Annotated in this window: 19 protein-coding genes and 1 pseudogene; 13 read left to right on the top strand and 7 right to left on the bottom strand. The window is 46.4% G+C overall.

The annotated features are described in order from the left end of the window. Positions 1 to 100 precede the first annotated feature (100 nt). Positions 101 to 1,000: a PEP-CTERM sorting domain-containing protein gene (locus tag RH949_RS27710; protein ID WP_044210479.1), complete on the bottom strand. Its 900-nt coding sequence runs from the start codon at positions 998 to 1,000 to the stop codon at positions 101 to 103. A 226-nt stretch (positions 1,001 to 1,226) separates the two neighbouring features. On the opposite strand from RH949_RS27710, the gene RH949_RS27705 reads away from it, so the two are divergent. From RH949_RS27705 to RH949_RS27695, 3 genes and pseudogenes are all read left to right on the top strand, one after another. Next, positions 1,227 to 1,358: a hypothetical protein gene (locus RH949_RS27705; protein WP_006105217.1), complete on the top strand. Its 132-nt coding sequence runs from the start codon at positions 1,227 to 1,229 to the stop codon at positions 1,356 to 1,358. Between the two features lie 68 nt (positions 1,359 to 1,426). After that, complete coding sequence (gene lepB / locus RH949_RS27700; RefSeq protein WP_446357686.1) at positions 1,427 to 2,074, top strand: signal peptidase I; 648 nt, start codon at positions 1,427 to 1,429, stop codon at positions 2,072 to 2,074. Between the two features lie 40 nt (positions 2,075 to 2,114). Further along, positions 2,115 to 2,279, top strand: a pseudogene (locus RH949_RS27695) (exonuclease); the annotation flags it as partial. Here the strand turns inward: RH949_RS27695 and RH949_RS27690 are convergent. Next, the gene (locus RH949_RS27690; protein WP_157453379.1) at positions 2,273 to 2,440 is read right to left on the bottom strand and encodes a hypothetical protein; all 168 of its coding nucleotides are present in this window, start codon (positions 2,438 to 2,440) and stop codon (positions 2,273 to 2,275) included. The pseudogene RH949_RS27695 and the gene RH949_RS27690 overlap by 7 nt on opposite strands. Positions 2,441 to 2,689: 249 nt before the next feature. On the opposite strand from RH949_RS27690, the gene RH949_RS27685 reads away from it, so the two are divergent. After that, the gene (locus RH949_RS27685; RefSeq protein WP_157453380.1) at positions 2,690 to 3,247 is read left to right on the top strand and encodes a 2'-5' RNA ligase family protein; all 558 of its coding nucleotides are present in this window, start codon (positions 2,690 to 2,692) and stop codon (positions 3,245 to 3,247) included. A gap of 62 nt (positions 3,248 to 3,309) precedes the next feature. Continuing rightward, entirely contained in the window at positions 3,310 to 3,582 is a 273-nt protein-coding gene (locus RH949_RS27680; RefSeq protein ID WP_006105358.1) for a hypothetical protein, read from the top strand. A gap of 228 nt (positions 3,583 to 3,810) precedes the next feature. On the opposite strand, the gene RH949_RS27675 is transcribed toward RH949_RS27680, so the two are convergent. Beyond that, positions 3,811 to 6,051 (bottom strand): transglycosylase domain-containing protein, encoded by a 2,241-nt coding sequence (locus RH949_RS27675; RefSeq protein ID WP_446357683.1) that lies wholly within the window; start codon positions 6,049 to 6,051, stop codon positions 3,811 to 3,813. Between the two features lie 448 nt (positions 6,052 to 6,499). Further along, positions 6,500 to 7,828, bottom strand: a complete 1,329-nt coding sequence (locus RH949_RS27670; RefSeq protein ID WP_446357705.1) for a ribulose bisphosphate carboxylase small subunit — start codon at positions 7,826 to 7,828, stop codon at positions 6,500 to 6,502. Positions 7,829 to 7,968: 140 nt separating this feature from the next. Here RH949_RS27670 and RH949_RS27665 point away from each other — a divergent pair, with 140 nt between their 5' ends. Beyond that, complete coding sequence (locus tag RH949_RS27665) at positions 7,969 to 8,796, top strand: ABC transporter permease (protein WP_044210526.1); 828 nt, start codon at positions 7,969 to 7,971, stop codon at positions 8,794 to 8,796. A 52-nt stretch (positions 8,797 to 8,848) separates the two neighbouring features. Beyond that, positions 8,849 to 9,430 carry a hypothetical protein gene (locus RH949_RS27660; protein ID WP_446357681.1) on the top strand — a complete coding sequence of 194 codons (582 nt, stop codon included), beginning with the start codon at positions 8,849 to 8,851 and terminating at the stop codon, positions 9,428 to 9,430. Positions 9,431 to 9,541: 111 nt separating this feature from the next. Here the strand turns inward: RH949_RS27660 and RH949_RS27655 are convergent, their stop codons facing one another. The 3 genes from RH949_RS27655 to RH949_RS27645 all read right to left on the bottom strand — a co-directional run bounded on the left by RH949_RS27655 (position 9,542) and on the right by RH949_RS27645 (position 14,404). After that, entirely contained in the window at positions 9,542 to 10,672 is a 1,131-nt protein-coding gene (locus RH949_RS27655) for a CO2 hydration protein (RefSeq protein ID WP_446357679.1), read from the bottom strand. 130 nt (positions 10,673 to 10,802) lie between these two features. After that, positions 10,803 to 12,287, bottom strand: a complete 1,485-nt coding sequence (locus tag RH949_RS27650; RefSeq protein WP_446357677.1) for an NADH-quinone oxidoreductase subunit M — start codon at positions 12,285 to 12,287, stop codon at positions 10,803 to 10,805. A gap of 233 nt (positions 12,288 to 12,520) precedes the next feature. Beyond that, positions 12,521 to 14,404, bottom strand: coding sequence for an NAD(P)H-quinone oxidoreductase subunit F (locus RH949_RS27645; protein ID WP_446357675.1), 1,884 nt, complete (start codon positions 14,402 to 14,404; stop codon positions 12,521 to 12,523). 579 nt (positions 14,405 to 14,983) lie between these two features. On the opposite strand from RH949_RS27645, the gene RH949_RS27640 reads away from it, so the two are divergent. The 6 genes from RH949_RS27640 (at position 14,984) to RH949_RS27615 (ending at position 20,272) form a co-directional block, all read left to right on the top strand. Beyond that, on the top strand, positions 14,984 to 15,295 hold the full coding sequence (locus RH949_RS27640) for a carbon dioxide-concentrating mechanism protein CcmK (RefSeq protein WP_006105229.1): 312 nt from the start codon (positions 14,984 to 14,986) through the stop codon (positions 15,293 to 15,295). 86 nt (positions 15,296 to 15,381) lie between these two features. Then, positions 15,382 to 15,723 (top strand): carbon dioxide-concentrating mechanism protein CcmK, encoded by a 342-nt coding sequence (locus RH949_RS27635; RefSeq protein ID WP_006105258.1) that lies wholly within the window; start codon positions 15,382 to 15,384, stop codon positions 15,721 to 15,723. Between the two features lie 138 nt (positions 15,724 to 15,861). Beyond that, positions 15,862 to 16,164, top strand: a complete 303-nt coding sequence (locus RH949_RS27630; protein ID WP_006105202.1) for a EutN/CcmL family microcompartment protein — start codon at positions 15,862 to 15,864, stop codon at positions 16,162 to 16,164. Between the two features lie 391 nt (positions 16,165 to 16,555). After that, entirely contained in the window at positions 16,556 to 18,268 is a 1,713-nt protein-coding gene (locus tag RH949_RS27625) for a ribulose bisphosphate carboxylase small subunit (protein ID WP_446357672.1), read from the top strand. A 281-nt stretch (positions 18,269 to 18,549) separates the two neighbouring features. After that, positions 18,550 to 19,158 carry a hypothetical protein gene (locus RH949_RS27620; RefSeq protein ID WP_446357670.1) on the top strand — a complete coding sequence of 203 codons (609 nt, stop codon included), beginning with the start codon at positions 18,550 to 18,552 and terminating at the stop codon, positions 19,156 to 19,158. A gap of 190 nt (positions 19,159 to 19,348) precedes the next feature. Further along, on the top strand, positions 19,349 to 20,272 hold the full coding sequence (locus tag RH949_RS27615) for an RNA-guided endonuclease InsQ/TnpB family protein (RefSeq protein WP_006105364.1): 924 nt from the start codon (positions 19,349 to 19,351) through the stop codon (positions 20,270 to 20,272). Positions 20,273 to 20,349: the final 77 nt, after the last annotated feature.

Raw genomic sequence — 20,349 nt, 5'->3', positions numbered from 1 at the left:
TGGGATAAGCCATTAGTCGGTTTTAACCGACTTAAGCTATTAGCCAAGAACTTGAGTTCTTGGCTACTTATTACCAATGATGCAATTACAAAAATGGCAGCTAGCCTCGTGATTGGCGACGGCGTAAAGCCATACCCGCAAAGGTTAAACCAATGCCAGCAATCCCAGCCAGACCAGAAGGTTCAGGGACTGACTCAAGGTCTCCTTTGAGCGCCACACCATCATTGCCACACTCTAAGAATAAATGACTGACGAAACTCCCTCCATTTCTAGGAAGCAAAGCTCGGTCAAATCTAAAGCCATAAGTGTGAGAGTCATTCGCTTCAAAGTGACTAAAATCGAGTCCAGCATTACTGAGTTGAGTCCCATCCAGTAGATCAATATCGCCCAAAAATCTACCGGATTGAATCACATTGAGGATTGGAGTATTATTTTTCGTTGGCTTCTGGGCAATGGTGCTGCCATAGAGATAATCGTATACATCGGCTTTGTCTGGCAAGTCAGTGCCTTGGGTATTGATTTTGTCAAACTTACTGTGGTTATAGTATTGCTTTAAACTGCCATACCCATCGTTATCTTGAGTTACGCTCATTGCCGTGACATTTTGATAAACCCCAGTACGGCTGACTTGAGAATCATTAGTTTCAGCAAAGCGAATTCCAAATAGATCACCATCATTCATCGCTGTGGTAAAATCTTTTCCAGAAAAATTAAAGAACAAATCACCCAATCCAATATTGTTGTCAACCGCTCCTGTGTCTTTATTTCCTTCTAAGGGTGTGCCACCTGTTATAGCGACAAAAATACTATCGGCTGTTTCTTTCATGGCTAATCCTTTAATGTCATACTTAGCACCACCTGATCCATCACCGAAGGCATCAATTCCATAGTTCCAGTCGTTGTGCAATTGTCCAGCATTGGCTGGCTGACCCATCATAGAAATTAAGCTAACTGCGACCGCCGCACTTCCGATCAACTTAGAAACTTTGTTGGTGTTCATGGCGTCAATCATCATAAATTAGAATGTTTACATTTACAATTAAAGCGAATTCAAATAAACTTCTTGTTAATTTAGCATCTTTTTTTATGATGCTTTGTTAAAATAAATATTTTGAAGAATGGAAAAAGACAAAAAAAAATATCAGGATTTATCATGTAAAGAATTAGATAATAATACAGGATTGTTTAAGGTTAAAATAAACTCTAAATCCCAGTTAAACTAGCAAATGCCTTTGGAGAAAGACGGCACGAGAGTCTCCCGGATCGCCGTTGACGGGGTTGAGGAACGCGATCGCCTGGTGAACACAACCCGAATCAGTCCCCTATCGCTCAAAGACCTAGAGAGCGTGTTATCTTGACTGAAAGGCAAACGTTTTGTGGCGGAAGCAAGAAAAGTGACAGCCAGCGATTCTCAGTGCCAACGTGTATGACTTTAAACAAAACGGTAAAAAATCAGTCTGCCAAGGGAGGGACTTCAATACCTGTGGACAAACCGAATCAGTCAACGGTAGCAGAACAATCGAACCCATCTATATCACCGAGATCGAAGTTCTGGCAACAAGTCCGAGAAAATCTACAAATTATTGCGATCGCACTCGCCCTAGCGCTGTTGATTCGAGTCTTTATTGCCGAACCGCGCTACATTCCCTCAAACTCGATGATACCGACATTGAACATTGGCGATCGCGTGGTTGTAGAAAAAATCTCTTACCACTTCAAACCCCCAGTCAGCGGGGACATCATTGTCTTTGATCCGCCGCCTCAACTACAAATGCAGGGGTTTACCAAAGACCAAGCCTTTATTAAACGGATCATTGCTACACCGGGTCAAATCGTCCAAATTCAAGATGGCAAAGTCTATATTAATGGGGAACCGCTAGACGAAGTTTACATTGCTGAACCCCCAAACTATCAGATGACACCCGTGCGCGTTCCGGAAGGTCAGTTATTTGTCATGGGAGATAATCGCAACAACAGCAACGACTCTCACGTTTGGGGATTCTTGCCTCAACCTAATATTATTGGTCACGCTTGTTTCCGCTTCTGGCCCCCCAGCCGATTCGGTTTAGTTTGATGTCTGTAACTACAGTTGGATCAAATGGCTCAGAAAATAGATGACAATCGAAATCTACGTCAGCACAGATATTGAATCCGATGGTCCCATTCCCAAACCTCACTCTATGCTCAGCATTGCCTCGGCAGCTTACAGCGCAGACAAACAATTGATCGCAACCTTTACAGCCAACCTGGAAACCTTGCCAGGGGCAAAAGGTCATCCCAAAACCATGAAATGAACGGTAATATCACTGTCTCCTGTGGCTTCGGTGATGGAGTTCATCCATCGTTCCAATTCTTGTTCATTGAGTTCAACCTCTAATCGACGGGCAGATTCAATCACGCGGTTGCGTGCCTCTGCCCTTTGATTTGGTGTTGTAGTCATGTCGGATCTCCCAGCTTCCCCAGCTTCCCCAGCTTCCCCAGCTTCCCCAGCTTCCCCAGCTTCCCCAGCTTCCCCAGCTTCCCCAGCTTCCCCAGCTTCCCCAGCTCCCCCAGCTTCCCCAGCTCCCCCAGCTCCCCCTCACCACAGCACTTATTCAGCAGCCCCTATTTACATAACTGGTGGAATGTTGAGTTTATTTTTGCTAACCGACTTAATCCCGAAAACCGTCTCGACGAAAACCTATTTTTATTGCTTAATATGAAAAAACTCTTTTTTATCGCCCTACTTCCTCCTCAAACTATTCAAGACTCGATTATGGAGATCAAGCAACATTGTGCTGATGTTTATGAGAGTAAAGCTGCCCTCAAATCTCCACCCCATATTACACTGCAATCCCCTTTTAAATGGGAAGTCGATGCTATACCTATTCTCGAAGAATCCCTGAAAAGTTTTGCTAAAACCCGAAAACCCGTTTCCATAACCCTTCAAGGGTTTGGGGCGTTTAAACCTCGTGTTATTTACGTCAACGTTCTGAAAACGCCAGAACTGCTCGCGATTCAACAGGATTTAATGGCATATCTAGAAGAATCCCTAGGTATCGTTGATGAGCGTTCTAAAAATCGCTCCTTTTCTCCTCATGTCACCATTGCTTTTCGTGATTTGAAGCGACAGAATTTCCGCAAGGCGTGGGCTGAATTTGAGAACCAACCGTTAGACTTTGAGTTCATGGCATCTCATCTTACCTTGTTACTTCACGATGGTCGGCGATGGAATGTGAATGTAGAGTTTCCTTTTTTAACTGGGTAGAGACAATGACAGAAGAGGGATATAAGATAAAATGATGTAAAGCATCCTGTAGGCATAACAGCATGGTAGAACTTTGGGCAGCGCTGGGCGTTTCCATCCTCAACGATTTAGTCCTAAAGGAGATCCTTCTAAAACTGGGGAAGGAAGCGCTGGAAGACTATGTAAAAGATTTTTTCAAAGACAGCATTAAAGCCGGGGTACAATCTGCCCAACCCGATGTCCTGAAAAAAGCGCTGGGTGAAGCTTTACAGCAATTCCTGAAACTCATCGAAGATGAATTACTATTATATTTAAGCGAAGCCCAAGTTCGAGCTTTCGACTGGATGAAGCTGTGATTCAACCGCTAACGGATATCGGCGAAGCCCGAAGCCCGAAGCCCGGAGTTCAAACTCCGGGCTAATAGCTCAAGTCCACTAAAGTGGACTAAAATTCATATTTAGTCAGCTCTCTTCTGACTTGAGCTTTTGGTTCCTTCAGTTTAAACCCAAGGCGATTGGTGAAACTGGTGCTTTAGTGCTTAGAAATCAAGGCTTTTAAGGCACTAAAGTGCCTACTACGAACAATTACTGCACCACATCCCGCATATAACGCCCCCACAATTGTGCGGCTTGGGCGCTACTTCCTCGCGTGGGTGAGTTGTCATCATTGCCTAACCAAATCCCGGTGACTAACTGACGACTGGGTATAAAGCCAATAAACCATAAATCCACATACCGATCCGTAGTTCCGGTTTTCCCCGCTTCTCCAAATCCGATCGCGGCGGAACCGCCTGTGCCATTGCTCACAACCCCCCGTAACATTGTGGTCATCGTCTGGGCAACCGCAGGGGCTACCGCTTGAACCCCCCCTTCCCCATTTTCCTCAAACTCGTAGATCACCCGACAGGTTTTCGGATCATTCTCATCAACACAATCTCCACTATCGAGAATCCGTTGAATTCCATGGGGACGATTCCACACCCCATTATTCGCGATCGCACTATACGACCCGGTAATCTCTAACACATTCACTTCACTTTGTCCAATTGCCAACCGGGGAACCGGATCAAGCTTTGAGCGAATCCCTAATCGTCGCGCCGTTTCTACCACGTTATTTAATCCCGCATCCGTCGCTACCCGCACCGCAATCACGTTTTCCGATAGCGCCAACCCCGTGTACATATTAACTGTACCCCCGGAACGTTCACACCCACGTAAACCAAAGGCTGGGGCGCAGGAGTAGGTTTTTCCCGGTGGAATTCTTTGGGCTAAGGCGGCGGCGTAATCAAACAGTTTAAACGTTGAACCCGGTTGTCGCTGGGCTTGGGTTGCCCGATTAAACTGACTTGCTTGGTAATCAACACCTCCCACCATCGCCCGAATCGAGCTATCGGTGGTATTTAGGGTGACTATCGCCCCTTGAGAAAAGCGTAATTGGCTGCCCGTGGTATTGACAAAATTACGTAGTTCTGATTGCGCCTTCGCCTGAGTCTGCAAATCGAGACTGGTTTCGACAATAAAGTTTCCTTCTTGCGCCAACTCCGCACCCAGCAGATCCCGTAGTTCCTCAAACACGTAATTATAGAAATAGGGAGCTTTGGTGCTATTCAGGAATTCCCGAGCTTTCGGACTCACCTCAATGCGCGATCGCCTGGCTCGTTGTGCTTCCTCGTCACTAATCATCCCCATCGCCCGCATCCGGCTAATTACCCGATTTCGCAACCCCAACGCGGTATCATAATCCTGAACTGGATTATAACTATTCGGTGCAGGCAAAATCGCCACCAGCGTCGCGGCTTCGGAAAGGGTTAACTCTTGTGCCGATTTATCAAAATAAAATTGGGCAGCATCTTCAAACCCATACGCTTCTACCCCTAGATAGATGCGGTTTAAATATGTCCTTAAAATCTCATCTTTACTGTAAAATGTCTCCAGTTTCAGTGCCACAATTGCTTCCCGAAGTTTCCGGGCAGCACTATTATCTCGCCCGACATATTCAGTAAACAAACTGCGAGCCACCTGTTGACTAATCGTACTTGCCCCTTCTTTAATTCCACCCCCCCGAATATTCCGGACTAATGCCCGCAAAATTCCATAGGGATCGACACCAAAATGCCAATAATAACGGCTATCTTCCGAAGCAACTAAGGCTTTGGGTAAATAGGGAGAAAAATCCGATAACCGTTTTAGTTCTCGGTGAACCTCAGTACGCGGTTGGCGCAAAGGAACCTGGTCACGAGAATAGACGACAACGGGTCCTTGAACTCCAACGGGTAGGGGGCGCACCGGGACTTTTAACCATTCAATGCCAATAATTAAAGCAATTAATGCCGTTAATCCACCCACCCCATAGAGACTGTAACGAATAGCGAGAATATACCAAGGTGGCGGATCAACATATTGCAGCTTAACTGAGGCGGCTAATTCTGGTGGACCGATGGTGAGAATATCCCCATGACGCAAAGCTAAAGATGGCAGGCGGCGTTTACCTCGATAAATACCATTGGTGGAATTTTCATCTTTCAGAATAAAGGTTCTGCCCGATCGCCCATAGCGTTCCAAGGACAAATGAACCTGACTCACCACTGGGTTTCGCACCACAATATCGCAGGATTTAGAACTGCGTCCCAGCAAATAGCGATCGCCTAATAGGGGGTAGACTTCCGCCTTATCCGCACCCGCATCTTGCACCCACAGTTCTGGAACTTTGGCATTCGGCTTCAGCGCTAGGGCTTCAAAGTTAACTCTAGCTTGAATCGTCTGAACTGCCTGAGTCAACTGACCCAGAATGGTTTTCGGCGGTTGGGGAGGTTTGGGAGAATTCATATCCTAGTGGATGGTATTAAATCGGGTATCTTTTTCCTGGTGCGAGCGTTCATGGTTCATTGTTCATGGTTCATCACGTTGTTCGGGAGAGTTAAACCTATCTATCCGTTGCCTGAGAACTTATACATTACAATTTAGCGTGTCTGAGGAAGGATGGAGTGGGGGAAGCTGGGGAAGATGGAAGATGGGGAATTAAATCAAATGTAGGGGCGGGTTTAGCCATTCAATGGGTTTGTCACCAATAAGTGATCAACAAAACCCGCCCTTATACCTAGGTTGGGGCGGGTTTAGTCGCATCTGGGTGAGGAAAGAAACGATGATAGTGAAACTCGCCCCTACATTTAGAAAGGGCGGGTTTGAAGTAAGGTTATCATCAATAGCGAAACGAAAGCACATAAACCCGCCCCTACAAATCATGCTCTCAAAGGTCGTAAAGGATTCCCCCATCCTAACGCGGTCGCTGGATAATCGTTTCTAGAATTCGTCGCTTGGCTTTGGGGTCAATGCCAATTAATCGCACGTATTCGTTATTATGCTCCGCAAGGCGTTCGGCTAACGTCAAAATCACCTCTGATGCTTCATTTCCTTGAAATGTGCCGCCGCTTTTCCAGGCATTGGTGCGAAAACGCCGCTCATTGGCATACTCTAAACTGAGACGATAGCCTTGGGCTAAGAGTTCGCGGATCTGCTGCTGGATATCTAAATCTATGGACCCGATCAGTTCTAACGGCTGATGTGTCTTAAGGTTAACTCTATTCTCAGTAGTGACTTGATTGGCTGATCCTTGATTAAGGGTATGGGGTTCTTTGGCTAAACCGTTTCCCTGTCTCCGTGTCTGGGGGGTATATTGACCTGTGATTTGTCGTGCTGGCGGTAACTCAATCGCAGGACTTTCGCGCAGTGCCTTATTATATTCTCGAACTAATCCCGTCTGTTCAACTTGTCTTTGTTCGCCAATCATCACCTGACCGAATTCGATTAAGTGAGATATATCAAAATTCGGCTTTTCAAATTCCGGCGGTGCTTCGGTACTGCGAACGACGCGAAAGGAAACTTGATCGAGTCCGACATCATGGATAAAGTGGAGAATCTGTTGATCATAAATCCGCGATCGCAAGGCGCTAAAAAAGTCAATGGCTTGATCGGGAAACTGATCCACCAGTTGTTCGATGTCTCGTCGTGGTAGTCCATCAGCCGCGAAAATCCCGCCAACAATACCAATGCGTTCCTCTCGACTGGGTTCCCAGTAATATTTTTCCATACGACCTTCTCGAATTAACGGCGCATAGAGGGTGGAGAAGTCGTTCCCGGTGACAATAATCGGGACGCGATGCAGGGGATTGGCGTCATAACTCCCAGGGAGTTGCACATCGGTGGGATGATCGGCAATATTCATTAATGTGGCGCTGACGAGTTGAGTATTGACCGTGTATTGAGTCGTGCTGTCAAAACGTCCAACCCCTGCATCCAAGTCATTAATCATTAAAGCGCACATTTTCCCCTGTACCTTAATCATTTCGGCGGCTTCTCGATAACGCAAGCGAATCAGACGCGCCGGATCACCTGCATCCGGACTTTCCAGTTCACCACCAGAGATATGGATGATACCAATCCCCATTTGTTCAAAGACTAACTCGCATTGGAAGGATTTGCCTTCTCCTTTGCGTCCATGAATGCCCAGAATCAGAGGAACCCGGACACCCTCTAATTCTAGATAGTTTTTGGTAATGTGAACCGCCAGTTTATCCCGGAAGCTGGGCGCGATGTAGTAGGTCATAAATTGAGAGGTCATTGTGCTCGGTAGTCTTTGATATTACCGAATTTTGAGGGTTAGGGGTGATCAAACCCCCACACCATCAGCCAGATGCCCAGAATTATGAAGTAATATTAAGAAGAGATGTTAATCCTATCGATATTGTGAAGTCTAATCTCGTATTCCCCTTGAGCAAAACTCTCAAAGGCAGTCAATGGCAAACCATCATCGCCGATAGTCTCACCGTATTCTGGGGTGAGTGGTTAAAGCTGCGGGTGAGAATCCTGCAAGTCGCGGCGGCTGGACTCATCTCCCCAGTGATTTACATTATCGCATTTGGGTTGGGATTAGGTAGCGCCCTCAATTCAGCCATGGAAACGGCGGCGGGTGACAGCTATTTGGAATTTATCCTACCGGGGATGATTGCCCTATCGTCGATGACGATTAGCTTCAGTGGGACAACTTTTTCGATATGCGGTGAACGGCTTTACACCAAGACATTTGCTGAAACATTGCTGATGCCTGTACACCCCTTAGCGCTGTATTTGGGTAAAATTCTAGCCGGAATCGTGCGCGGGTTGATGACATCCGGTTCGGTGATTGTGGTAGCGGTTCTGTTTACAGGTAAAGTTTTCAGCTTTATCAATCCCTTATTTTTATTGGTGTTACTGCTGAATTGCGCCGTATTTTCTGGTTTAGGGGTACTTGTGGGATTGAATGTTAAGTCCTTAGAATCCGTGGGACTGTACAACAATTTTTTGATTGTACCGATGTCGTTTTTGGGCGCAACGTTCTTTGATCCGAGAACGTTACCCTTGGCATTAAAAGTTATCGTCTACTTATTACCCCTCAGCTATGCCAGTACCGGATTACGGGCGGCTGCCTATTTACCTCTATCCCAGTTTCCCTGGTATTCTATCCCAGTGTTATTAGCCTTCGCGATCGCACTATCCTTTATCGGGGCTTATAAATTCGCCCACCAGCAGGATTAAATCTGAATTGTAATTCCCTGTTCCCTGTTTCCTGTTCCCTGTTCCCTAAAAAATGACAAATGACTTCATCACGTTAGAACTGCGCTGGTTCAATCGCGGTAATTTACCTAAACAGGTGAATGATTGGTTCACTACAGATTGTCCAGGCGAGATATTAGGATCGCCAGAAACCAGGGAGGATACTTATCTTTATATCCCCGATTGTCCGTATCTGAATATAAAATTTCGGCAAGGCAGTTTAGAGGTTAAGTGGCGTAAAGCAGAATGGGGTATCCGACAATTTAGTCGCCACTGGGAAGGCGGGATTGAACAATGGATTAAGTGGAGTTGTCAAGACTCAACCTCCGAGAGTCTCATACCCAAAGGCGGCTTGACACAAGGATCATGGGTGTCGGTGAACAAAGCGCGATCGCAACGTTTTTACCAAGAGATTACCTATGAATTAACCCAGCTTACAGTTAACAATGAGAAGTGGTGGACAATTGCATTTGAGGCACTTGTTGAAGTTGACACTATGAATTTGGAGGAATTTGATCAGGGTGTTAGCGAAATAGGTTCGACGTATCAGGGATTACCATTACAAAATCACCAGTCTTGTGCTTATCCTAGTTGGCTTAAGCTGTTCGGCATTTAAACCTTAATATCAATAAGGGCGGAATCCTTGTAGTGCGTTTAGCGAAGCCATGCCGCAGGCTTTGCATCTTGCTCGCTACTAATACCCAATTTAAATGCATGATAGCTTAACTCACTGATTAACATCATTGATCCGCGATGTGACAAATCGATCCATCCAATATTCCAAATACGCCCGATTTTCCGCCTGTTGTTCCGGTTCCGTCGTATCCAATGGATGAGGCGCTAATCCCAAAATTGCCGCTGTGGTTACACAAAACATCGACTTCTGAAACGTTTGGCAAATCTGCACCCGCAAATCATCCTCTCCCCGACGCGATCGCTGATAAACTTGATGCAGATAATCCGGTAAATAATGACGCATATCCTGCATCAATAATGTTGGCGGAATCCCCGATCCTCCAATCGGTAACGGATCGGCATATAATGCCCCATAAGTAAACTTACCTTGTTCGGGCGGAATCTGATTGGCTTGGGCGTTATAGGAAACCGTCCCCAAAAACGGCGTTCCCCGAAAGAAAATCGCCTCCACATAGGGTACCGCCGTATCCATGAGAAAGGTTAACCCAGCGGATTTTGGAAGTATCTCATACTCGCGATCGCGAATTTTCACGCTATAGGTAATTGGCTTATTCGCCGCCGCCACTAATCCATTTAAAATATGTTCCACCACTTGCGGAATCGTCTTAATTTCCCCCTTGTCATAGCGACTAGATAACTCCATAAAAATATCACTCATCACCCGCCAGAATTGACCCAAGCCACTGTAATATGCCATCTGACGCGCTTGTTCGGTGAGAAAATTGGGAAATAACCAATTTAATCCTTGAACAAACGGATTCCCCTTAAACTTTGCCTGAACCGCAGCAGCACAGTGCTGCTTAAATTCTGGTGTATCTAAATACGCATCTAATCCCCCACCTCCATGCCAAAACATGGCTTTCATGCAGTATTCTGCATATTCAAAATTAATCCGATCATGCCACCAGTGCTGCAATAGTTTCTGAAAAGAAACCTCCCCGTTGAAGTATTTAAAGAAGGGAAAAAAGACTAAAAACTGATTCTCAGCAATATAAATTAGATTGCGGGAATAGGCATCTAGGACAATGCCATAACTATGTAAAATCCCCACAACCTCTAGCACATTCTCTGGTGAATCCACCAGCAACGCTTCACCTGAGTTCAGGCGTTTAATGTAAGGTTCTAGGGGATGTTTTTTAGAGGTTTTTTGACTAATGACCATAGCAATTAGTTTTGAGTGTGTAGGGGCGGGTTTAGGAACTTTCTTTTCGCTATTGATAGTAACGTTTAGGCAAAACCCGCCCTGACTTAGTATTAAATTCCCTTCTACCATCTGCCATCTGCCATCTGCCTTATTTTCCCAAAGCAATGGTTGGTGAATTCGTCACCATCGTCGCCGTAGTCGTTTCACTCAACCGCACCAACCATCCCGGTTGAATCCCAAAAATAACAATCAACACCGCTAAGACAATCGCCGGTATCCGTTCACTCCAGTAAACCCGGGGTAAATTAATCACCTGTGCCGAGAGACGCCCAAAAAAGGTACGATCCAGCAAAATTAAGAAATAAACCGCCGTTAAAACTGTCCCAATCATACACAGAAGCGTTTGCACAGGAAACGCCGGAAAACTCCCCCGAAACACCAAAAATTCCGAGATAAATCCCACCATTCCTGGAATTCCCGCACTCGCCATTACCGCCAATACCATAAAACTACCAATCAACGGTAATCCCCGTTCCCGATTCAACAATCCATTGAGAACCTCTAAATCCCGCGAACCCGTCTTCTTATACACCACCCCCACCAGGAAAAACAGTAACGCCGAGATTAACCCATGACTCACCATTTGCATCACCGCCGCCACCAGGGAAATTGATGTCGCCGCCGCCGCCGCCAGTAAAATATACCCCATGTGTGCCACTGAACTAAACGCCACCATCTTCTTCATATCCCGTTGCGCGATCGCATTAAACGCGCCATAGAGAACACTGACAACCGCCCATGTTGCTAACCACGGGGCGATAATTGCCCATGCTTCAGGAAATAATCCTAAACCAAAGCGCAATAATCCATAAGTTCCTAACTTCAGCAACACCCCTGCTAACAGCATAGAAATTGGTGTCGAAGCTTCAACGTGGGCATCCGGTAACCAGGTATGGAAGGGAACCAAAGGAATTTTAATCCCAAAGGCAATCAGAATTCCGCCTAAAAGTACCAATTGACGCGCCACGGGCAATAATGAGGCTAAATTTTGAACATTACCGTAGGCAAAACTATTCGCCCCACTCAAAAAGACCAAGCCTAAAAATACAGCTAAAACCAACGCCCCCGACGCAGCGGTATATAAGAGAAACTTGGTCGCCGCATAACCACGCCGTTTTCCGCCCCAGATAGCAATTAGCAAATATAAAGGAATTAATTCAAGTTCATAGAAGAGGAAAAACAGCAATAAATCTTGCGCTAAAAACGCCCCCGCCACTCCAGCATTTAATAACAGAATCAGCGTGTAATAAAATCGCGGACGTTCTAACTCCTCATCGCTACAGTACACTGCCATGGCGGTGAGTAAACCATTTAAAACCAGTAAAGGCATAGACAACCCATCAATACCTAAACTGTAGGTTAACCCAATTGACTCAATCCAAGAGAGTTGCTCTTGAAACTGAAAGTTAATCTCACTGGGATTAAACTGCGCGAGTAACACCAATGACCAAATAAATAGACCACTGGTAACAATTAAGGTAACTTTACGCGCCCCTTTTGCCATCAGATTCGTAGGCAAAAATCCGACGACAAGGGCAGTTAATAGCGGTACTAAAATTAAAGCACTTAGCATAATTTCTTATTCGTCTTTTCTTATTCGTCATTTGTCCTTAGTCCTTCGTCCTTAGTCCTTCTTTATATTCGCAGCCATTGACAAACTGCCTCATTGCTCATCAATTCTCATCACTCCTCTGCGACCCTCTGCGTTAACCTCTGCGTCCCTCTGCGTTAAAAAAAATAACCTTCGATACCAACCAATCAACCAGGGCAGATTGAGTCACATGAGAGTCAGACAAACAAACCTTTTTATTGTCCAATCAGAAACAACCACCGTTCCCAATCCCACTGACTGAGGGGCCAACTCATTAACAGTGCCAATAAACTGACACCAATCAGAATCGTGAACAAGTAAAACTGAGACTTCCCCGACACACTATATTTCAACGATTGACCGCCAACCACAGTCACCAAACCGATTAAATTTACCGCACCATCGACAATATTACGGTCAATCCAATCCGTCAGTTTAGAAAATAAGTCAACTGCAAACACAACCGTCAAATTGTAGAATCGATCAACATAAAAATCATAAGCTAAAAGGTCTTGCAAAAATCGCACAGGTAAGAGAATTGATCGCAATCCCGTTCTGTGTAAGTCCATTAAACCGCCAATCCCACAACCCACTACGCTGGAACCAAATAATAACAGTTGGGGGACTTCAATCAGGTACTCATACTTGGCTACGGGTAACAAGTTTAACCATTGCAGCAACAAAGGCATCCCCAATGTCATCAACGTTAACCCCACCATCGGTAACGCCATGGTCCACAAGACTTCTGGGGTGCGGCGGGTTTTCGGCTGAGGATTGCCTAAAAAAGCTAAACGAAAGACACGAGTTAATCCCAGGGCGGTAATCCCATTCACCACGATAAACGTTGCCACTAATCCAGGTGAATCTGCCCAGAGAGAATTAATCCCTTTACTTAACGCCCAATACCCCCCCAGGGGCAATAGTCCAATCATCCCCGCTGTTCCGACGACAAAGGCACTGGTTGTGGCGGGCATCCGTGACCATAAGCCGCCCATCTCGGTGAGATTTTGGTTACTGGTTGTGAGAATAATTGAACCCGTACTCATAAATAATAGGGCTTTGGCAAAGGCGTGGGCGAGGAGTAACGCCGCTGCAATATCGGCGCGTCCGGTTCCCACGGCGATAAACACCAACCCTAAATAGGCACTGGTGGTATGGGAGAGCGATCGCTTAATATCAATTTGGGCAATGGCGACTAAAGATGCACCAATCGCCGTGATCGTGCCAATTACCACTAACACGGATAAGGTGACTGGGGATAGGGCTAAAATCGGCAGCAGTTTTATCAACACATACGCCCCACAGCAGACGACCAGCGAATTCCGCAAGACGGAGGCGGGGTTTGGTCCTTCCATCGCTTCATCTAACCACAAATGCAAGGGAAATTGAGCGCATTTCCCTAGGGGTCCGGCAATTAGAGCTAATCCCAGCAAGGTGGCGAGGATGGGGGGAAGGTTTGCTGTTCCTGCCCAATCGTATAAGTTATTAAAGTTTAAGCTACCCGCGAGGCTTCCCAGGGTGACAACCCCCATTAACAGCAACATGTCACCCACCCGCTTGGTTAAAAAGGCATCTCGTGCAGCGGTAACCACTAAGGGTTGAGCATACCAAAAGCCAACGAGTAAGTAGGTGGAGAGGGTGAGCATTTCCAACAGGGCATAGCTCAAGAGTAGGGAATTACTCAAGGCAATTCCACTCATCGCCCCTTCAAAGAATCCCATTAAGGCAAAAAAGCGGGCTAATGCCCAGTCTTTTTCCATGTATCCTAGGGCATACAGTTGCGCCAACAGGCAGAGGCTGGTCACCACCTCTGCCGCACCTGTACTTACAGGCGAAACTTCTAGGGCGAAGGAGAAATTCACGCTGCCAACTTGCAGCCAGTCAAATACAAACTCGTTCACCATCGGCTGATTTACGGCAGACCGGAAGATTACCAAACCGTGAATACAGGCAAAAAGCGTCATTAATATGTTAAGATAGGCAGCCGGACGGGGACCGGTGCGACGAATCACGCCTGTTGCCCAAGGTAAGCTTAAAATGGCGCCAATTAACCCATAAAACGGCACTAACCAAATTGTCTGATTCAGAAACTCTGTCATCCCGCTTGCGTACCTCGTTGGTTTTTGATCACTGGATCATATCGATACAGAATTTTGCCTATTGACCAAGGGATTCGCTGGCGCAATGCTGGTGCGATCGCGGTTTGAGTCCCTCTATCTATCTATTTAATCTATATTAAAGTCAGCTTAATCAAAGTGATAAACATAGCTTATACTTAACCCTAGAGCCTTGACCTTCTCTCCAAGCTTGAGTTGTTCGGTTAGGCGTTTCTCCTACCCGTTGCCCCTGCTTGATTATGAGGTGATTCTCCCGGCGTCTGGAGACAAGTCATTTTAACGTATAAAAACGTTACCAAAAAATTATAAAAAAAGCCAACATTTCGCCAAAGCTGAGAATTTTGCCCAACCTCTCGATTATTATCGCTCTAAAGTTAAGTTTTGTTAAACAGTTTGATTAAGAATTATCATAATAATTTATATTGTCAATTGTGCCAAGCTTCTCTATGCTTGGTTTTGGCTAGTAATTTATTAGTCTAAACTTCGACATTCCCGTCCAAATTTTTGCCCAACCGGGATGGGCGGACTCATGGTCAACGTATTCACAAGGAGAAAATCAACGTGCCAATTGCTGTAGGAATGATTGAAACCAAAGGGTTTCCGGCTGTCGTCGAAGCCGCCGATGCCATGGTGAAAGCTGCCCGTGTCACCTTGGTCGGGTATGAAAAAATTGGTAGTGCGCGGGTCACGGTTATTGTTCGGGGCGATGTCTCAGAAGTTCAAGCGTCCGTCGCTGCTGGCGTAGAATCTGCCAATCGGGTCAATGGGGGTGAAGTCGTATCCACCCACATCATTGCTCGTCCCCACGAAAACTTGGAATACGTTCTACCAATTCGATATAGCGAAGCCGTGGAGCAATTCCGATCCTATTAGCGAGATCTCTACGCTTAGATTGGGCTAAATACTGGCGCTCCCAAGGTGTCAAAACAGACAAACCCCTAGATTTTGGAGAAACATTCATGTCAATCGCCGTTGGAATGGTAGAAACCCTCGGCTTTCCTGCTGTCGTCGAAGCCGCTGACGCCATGGTGAAAGCCGCCCGTGTCACCTTAGTCGGGTATGAAAAAATCGGTAGTGGTCGGGTTACGGTTATCGTCCGGGGCGATGTGTCGGAAGTCCAAGCCTCTGTAGCCGCTGGTGTGGATAACGTCAAGCGCGTCAATGGGGGTCAGGTTCTATCCACTCACATTATTGCTCGCCCTCATGAAAACCTAGAGTACGTGCTGCCAATTCGGTACACTGAAGACGTAGAACAGTTCCGAGAAAGCACGAATGCCATCCGTCCGCTTAACCGTCCCTAAGACCAATACCCTTATCCTTAAATGATTATAGGAAAGGTTAATTGGGGCTTGAGACAAAGGCAAGACTCGCTCGTTAAAAAAAACGGTAACTCAGTCCGCCCAGAACCGACGATCCAAAATCCCAACCGTGGAGGATAAATGCAAATTGCCAGAGTGCGGGGGACAGTCGTTAGTACTTGTAAAGAACCCAGCCTGAGAGGTGTAAAATTTCTCTTAGTACAGTTTATGGATGAAGAGGGTAAACCTCTACCTAACTACGAAGTGGCAGCAGATGTCGTCGGTGCGGGTGTGGATGAGTGGGTTTTGGTGAGTTGTGGCAGCGCAGCCCGTCAGGTGGGTGAAAGTGATAAGCGCCCTATTGATGCTATGGTAGTGGGGATTATCGACACCGTTAGTGTAGATAATCACATTCTCTACAGTAAAAAAGATCAATATCGATAGTCTGGGGTGGAAAAAGTCATCCGAAATCGTTAGCACCAATCATGAGCAAGCCCTGAGTCTGACTCCCTTATCGGTCTAAGATGACTGACCGCCAGACTAAGAATTCATACCCTAATTTGGCGTATTAAAGCCAATACTTATTCTGCTAGCGGGAGGGGAGTTAACCCAATAGCCCTCGGCTCAGTACCCGGGTTTTGGTTTTAACCAAAAACTTCTCCCTCAAAACCCGACAATCTAGCTAGAATTGCGGCTGTTTGAAGATCCAACTTAAACACAGATCTTTATATCCCTATTGGGATAAACATCCAAGGCTTATGGATGAAATGCTCTTGGTTTAATCAAAAAAAAACAACACGTTGATATACGTTGTGCAAGGCAGGAAAATATTATCATGGTAGTTCGTAGCTACGCGGCACCCCCGACCCCTTGGTCAAAAAGTTTGGCGGAACCCAAAATTCACGAAAGTGCCTACGTCCACTCCTTTTCTAACATTATCGGAGATGTCATAATCGCCGAAAATGTTCTGATTTCTCCGGGGACTTCCATTCGAGCAGACGAAGGTGGACCGTTTTACATTGCCGCTGGCTCGAATATTCAAGATGGAGTGGTGATTCATGGCTTAGAAGGTTCGCGAGTGTTGGGGGATGACAAAAAAGCTTACTCCGTCTGGATTGGTCAGAATACCTCGATTACTCATCTATGCCTGATTCACGGTCCAGCCTACATTGGAGATGATTGCTTTATTGGCTTTCGCTCCACCGTGTTTAATGCTCGCATCGGTCATGGCTGTATCATCATGATGCACGCCTTGGTGCAAGATGTGGAAATTCCGCCGGGGAAATATATACCCTCTGGAGCAGTCATTAATAACCAACAGCAAGCGGATAGACTGCCCGATGTCCAAGAGGAGGATCTCACGTTTGCTCATAATCTGATCGCATGCAACGATGCATTGCGATCAGGGTATCAGTGTGCAGAGGATGAAGCTTGTATTGCGCCAATCCGCAAGGAGAGGCTTCAAGCCTCTGACTCTGATCAGGAAAATGGAAATCAACCTTCTCGTCGTTCTTCTTATTCTTATAGTTCCATGCCTTCATTTACAGCCATAAATTCAGACCTGCAGAAACAAATTCGTCAACTGTTAGCTCAAGGATATCGGATTGGTGCCGAATATGCAGATGAGCGGCGCTTCCGGACGAGTTCTTGGAAGAGTGCGATCGCGATTCACTCAGATCGTGAATCAGAGGTGCTTGATGCTCTGAGCGATTGCTTAACCGAACATGAGGGCGAATATGTTCGCCTGATTGGGATTGACCCGAAAGCCAAACGGCGGGTGATGGAAGAAATTATCCAAAGACCCGGTGATCAGCCGTCCAAGTCCACCCCAGCGAAAGCATCTTCGAGTTATCGTTACAGTCAACCTGCGGCGAGCAACAAGCGTCAGGTTTCCCGTTCCCAGCCCCAACTGGAGTCTGATCTTCAGCAAACGGTGGTGGGACTGGTCGCTCAAGGTTATGGGGTTGGTTTAGAATATGCCGATGAGCGGCGCTTCCGCACCAGTTCTTGGAAGAGTGCGATGTCGATTCAATCCAATCGGGAATCGGAGGTGATGGACGCGATTATCGACTGTGTAACCGACCATGAGGGCGAGTACGTGCGCTTGATTGGGATTGACCCCAATGTGAAACGACGGGTGCTGCAAGAAATTATTCAACGACCGGATAGTAAAGCCTTGACAACAGGGACATCGGTCTCCTCAAATGGTCGGCGCGATCGCACCAGCACCAAAACCTCGGTATCAGCACCCTCAAAAGCGGATTCTGTATCACCTGCGGATACGTCTTTGAGCCAAGAGGCGATTGATCAAGTCCGGGGTTTGTTAGCTCAAGGCTACAAAATTGGTACCGAACACGCCGACAAGCGTCGCTTCCGCACCAGTTCCTGGCAAAGCTGCGCTCCCATCGAATCCAATCAGGTTTCTGAGGTGATTGAGGGGTTAGAAGGCTGTATGGCTGAACATAGTGGGGAATATGTGCGTCTGATTGGCATTGATCCAAAAGCCAAGCGGCGTGTCTTGGAAACCCTGATTCAAAAACCAAGTTGAGCAATCATTACCTCAGTAACCCTTAGAAGTCAGGGGGAAAGGAAAGGGTGATCTGTGATTGGGGATTGGCGATGGAGTTAGGCTTGAAATCTATGCTTTCTCCGAAATTGTTCAACAAAGAAAGAATTGACTATTTTTAATCCTCAATCCCTTTCCTTTCCTACAGAGGTAATCCAAAATCACTGACTTCAAAATCGCGGTACTTCTAATTCTATTGACCTGATTAGCTTCACGTTTATAACGTCTATAACTATAAAATGCATTTGCCCCTGCCACTACCATTGAGCAGTCACTCTCATGTCTATGTTCAAGGTGATGTAACCATTGATCCGAGTGCTGTGATTTCATCGGGAGTAATTTTGCGGGCTAATCCTGAGAGTCAAATAATTATCGCGGCAGGTGTTTGTATTGGTGCAGGTTCAATTCTGCACGCTGACCAAGGGACGTTAGAGATAGAAACCGGTGTCAATATGGGTACAGGTGTATTGGTCGTAGGTCACGGGACAATTGGGGCAAATGCTTGTATCGGTTCACTGACCACGATTTGGAATGCTTCGATTGAGCGATTAACCGTTGTGCCTGCGGGGTCTGTTGTTGGTGATGTGGGGCGTCAAGTTGCCGAGGTTTCCCCAGCCGCGACTCCTCCGGTTGATAGCTCTAATCCCCCAGAAGCGGCGAATCATTCACCTAAGATCGCCTCTAACCCATCTCCCTCTCCTGAACAGCCTGAACCGCAGGAGGTCAACCCAGACGTTGATGCCAAGGTCAGTTCCAGTGAGTCCCCGTCGGAAGAGGAACCCGACTCTGCTGACTCCCCGGCGGAAAACTCTGTCTATGGGCAAGGTAGTGTAGACCGGATTCTCAAAACTCTATTTCCCTATAATCAATAATTTGGACTCCTGATGCAAGGGAGTCATTTAGCCGCTTCAATCTGTAGTGTTAAGATCAGCGCTGAGATAGGTTACATCGATAAGTTGTTAGGGTTAGAGTGTTGGGCAAGTAACCGTAACCTAATTTCTCCCCGAACCTTCCCATAGCTGGGCTTTTTGGGTAGGTTCACACCAGTTGAGCATTAGGCAAATGCTATTAGGATTCAAAACCGAGTTAAAGCTGAATAACAAGCAAAGGAAGCTATTAGCCAAGCACTCCGGTGTTACCCGTCATGCTTGGAACTGGGGACTAGGCTTAACTCACCAGATACTTGACCATAACCGGGACAATCCAGAGGACAAGATAAAATTCCCTACTGGCATTGACCTACACAAATGGTTGGTGGCACTGGTTAAGCCTGTCTGTCCCTGGTATTATGAAGTGAGCAAATGCGCTCCTCAGTATGCACTTAGGCAATTGGCTGAGGCTTGGAAACGGGCATTTAAGAAGACAAGCAAGCCACCCAGGTTTAAGAAGAAAGGGCGGGGCGATAGCTTTACCCTAGATGGGTCAATCAAGCTAGACCACTTCAAGATTAGAGTACCTAAGATTGGTTGGCTGAGGACGTATGAGCGATTGCCTGATGCTTATCAACCCAAGTCTGTGACCATATCCAGAACGGCTGATCGCTGGTTTATCAGTTTTAAGCTGGAGATTGAGCCATTCAATACCCATAAACCCTACCCCGTTGTGGGGGTGGACTTAGGCGTAAAAGCACTAGCCGTTTTGTCTACAGGTATCGTGGTAGAGGGAGCGAAAAGTTACCGCAAGCATGAGAAAAAGCTATCGCGTTGGCAATGGCTCAACCGCCATAAAGTCAAAGGCTCGAACAACTGGAGGAAAGCCCAAGTCAAGATAGCTAGGCTCCATCGCCAGATAGCCAACATCCGAAAAGACACCCTGCACAAGCTCACATCCTATCTAGCCAAAAACCACAGCAGAATAGGGATAGAGAACCTTAACGTGTCTGGCATGATGGCTAATCATAAGCTGGCTAAAGCTATTGCTGATGGCTCTCCCGTACTTAGGGTGATAATAAAGTCTTATGAATTAAGCCAAAGTCCCACGGTGTAATGCTTGTAGGTTGGGTTGACGAAGGAAACCCAACTAATTAAGCGATTAAGCTAGGTTTTCTTCAAATCAAGCCAATC

Origin of the sequence: Coleofasciculus sp. A1-SPW-01 (genome assembly GCF_040217205.1) — a bacterium.
GTDB classification, from domain to species: Bacteria; Cyanobacteriota; Cyanobacteriia; order Cyanobacteriales; family Coleofasciculaceae; genus Coleofasciculus; species Coleofasciculus chthonoplastes_A.
This window is presented reverse-complemented; position numbering and strand designations above follow the sequence as displayed.

Bases quoted from the DNA above. Each gene is read 5' to 3' on its own strand.
- RH949_RS27710 (WP_044210479.1), bottom strand. From the start codon at position 1,000: ATGAACACCAACAAAGTTTCTAAGTTGATCGGAAGTGCGGCGGTCGCA.
- RH949_RS27705 (WP_006105217.1), top strand. From the start codon at position 1,227: ATGCCTTTGGAGAAAGACGGCACGAGAGTCTCCCGGATCGCCGTTGAC.
- lepB (WP_446357686.1), top strand. From the start codon at position 1,427: ATGACTTTAAACAAAACGGTAAAAAATCAGTCTGCCAAGGGAGGGACT.
- RH949_RS27690 (WP_157453379.1), bottom strand. From the start codon at position 2,440: ATGACTACAACACCAAATCAAAGGGCAGAGGCACGCAACCGCGTGATT.
- RH949_RS27680 (WP_006105358.1), top strand. From the start codon at position 3,310: ATGGTAGAACTTTGGGCAGCGCTGGGCGTTTCCATCCTCAACGATTTA.
- RH949_RS27675 (WP_446357683.1), bottom strand. From the start codon at position 6,051: ATGAATTCTCCCAAACCTCCCCAACCGCCGAAAACCATTCTGGGTCAG.
- RH949_RS27670 (WP_446357705.1), bottom strand. From the start codon at position 7,828: ATGACCTACTACATCGCGCCCAGCTTCCGGGATAAACTGGCGGTTCAC.
- RH949_RS27660 (WP_446357681.1), top strand. From the start codon at position 8,849: ATGACAAATGACTTCATCACGTTAGAACTGCGCTGGTTCAATCGCGGT.
- RH949_RS27655 (WP_446357679.1), bottom strand. From the start codon at position 10,672: ATGGTCATTAGTCAAAAAACCTCTAAAAAACATCCCCTAGAACCTTAC.
- RH949_RS27650 (WP_446357677.1), bottom strand. From the start codon at position 12,287: ATGCTAAGTGCTTTAATTTTAGTACCGCTATTAACTGCCCTTGTCGTC.
- RH949_RS27645 (WP_446357675.1), bottom strand. From the start codon at position 14,404: ATGACAGAGTTTCTGAATCAGACAATTTGGTTAGTGCCGTTTTATGGG.
- RH949_RS27635 (WP_006105258.1), top strand. From the start codon at position 15,382: ATGTCAATCGCCGTTGGAATGGTAGAAACCCTCGGCTTTCCTGCTGTC.
- RH949_RS27630 (WP_006105202.1), top strand. From the start codon at position 15,862: ATGCAAATTGCCAGAGTGCGGGGGACAGTCGTTAGTACTTGTAAAGAA.
- RH949_RS27625 (WP_446357672.1), top strand. From the start codon at position 16,556: ATGGTAGTTCGTAGCTACGCGGCACCCCCGACCCCTTGGTCAAAAAGT.
- RH949_RS27615 (WP_006105364.1), top strand. From the start codon at position 19,349: ATGCTATTAGGATTCAAAACCGAGTTAAAGCTGAATAACAAGCAAAGG.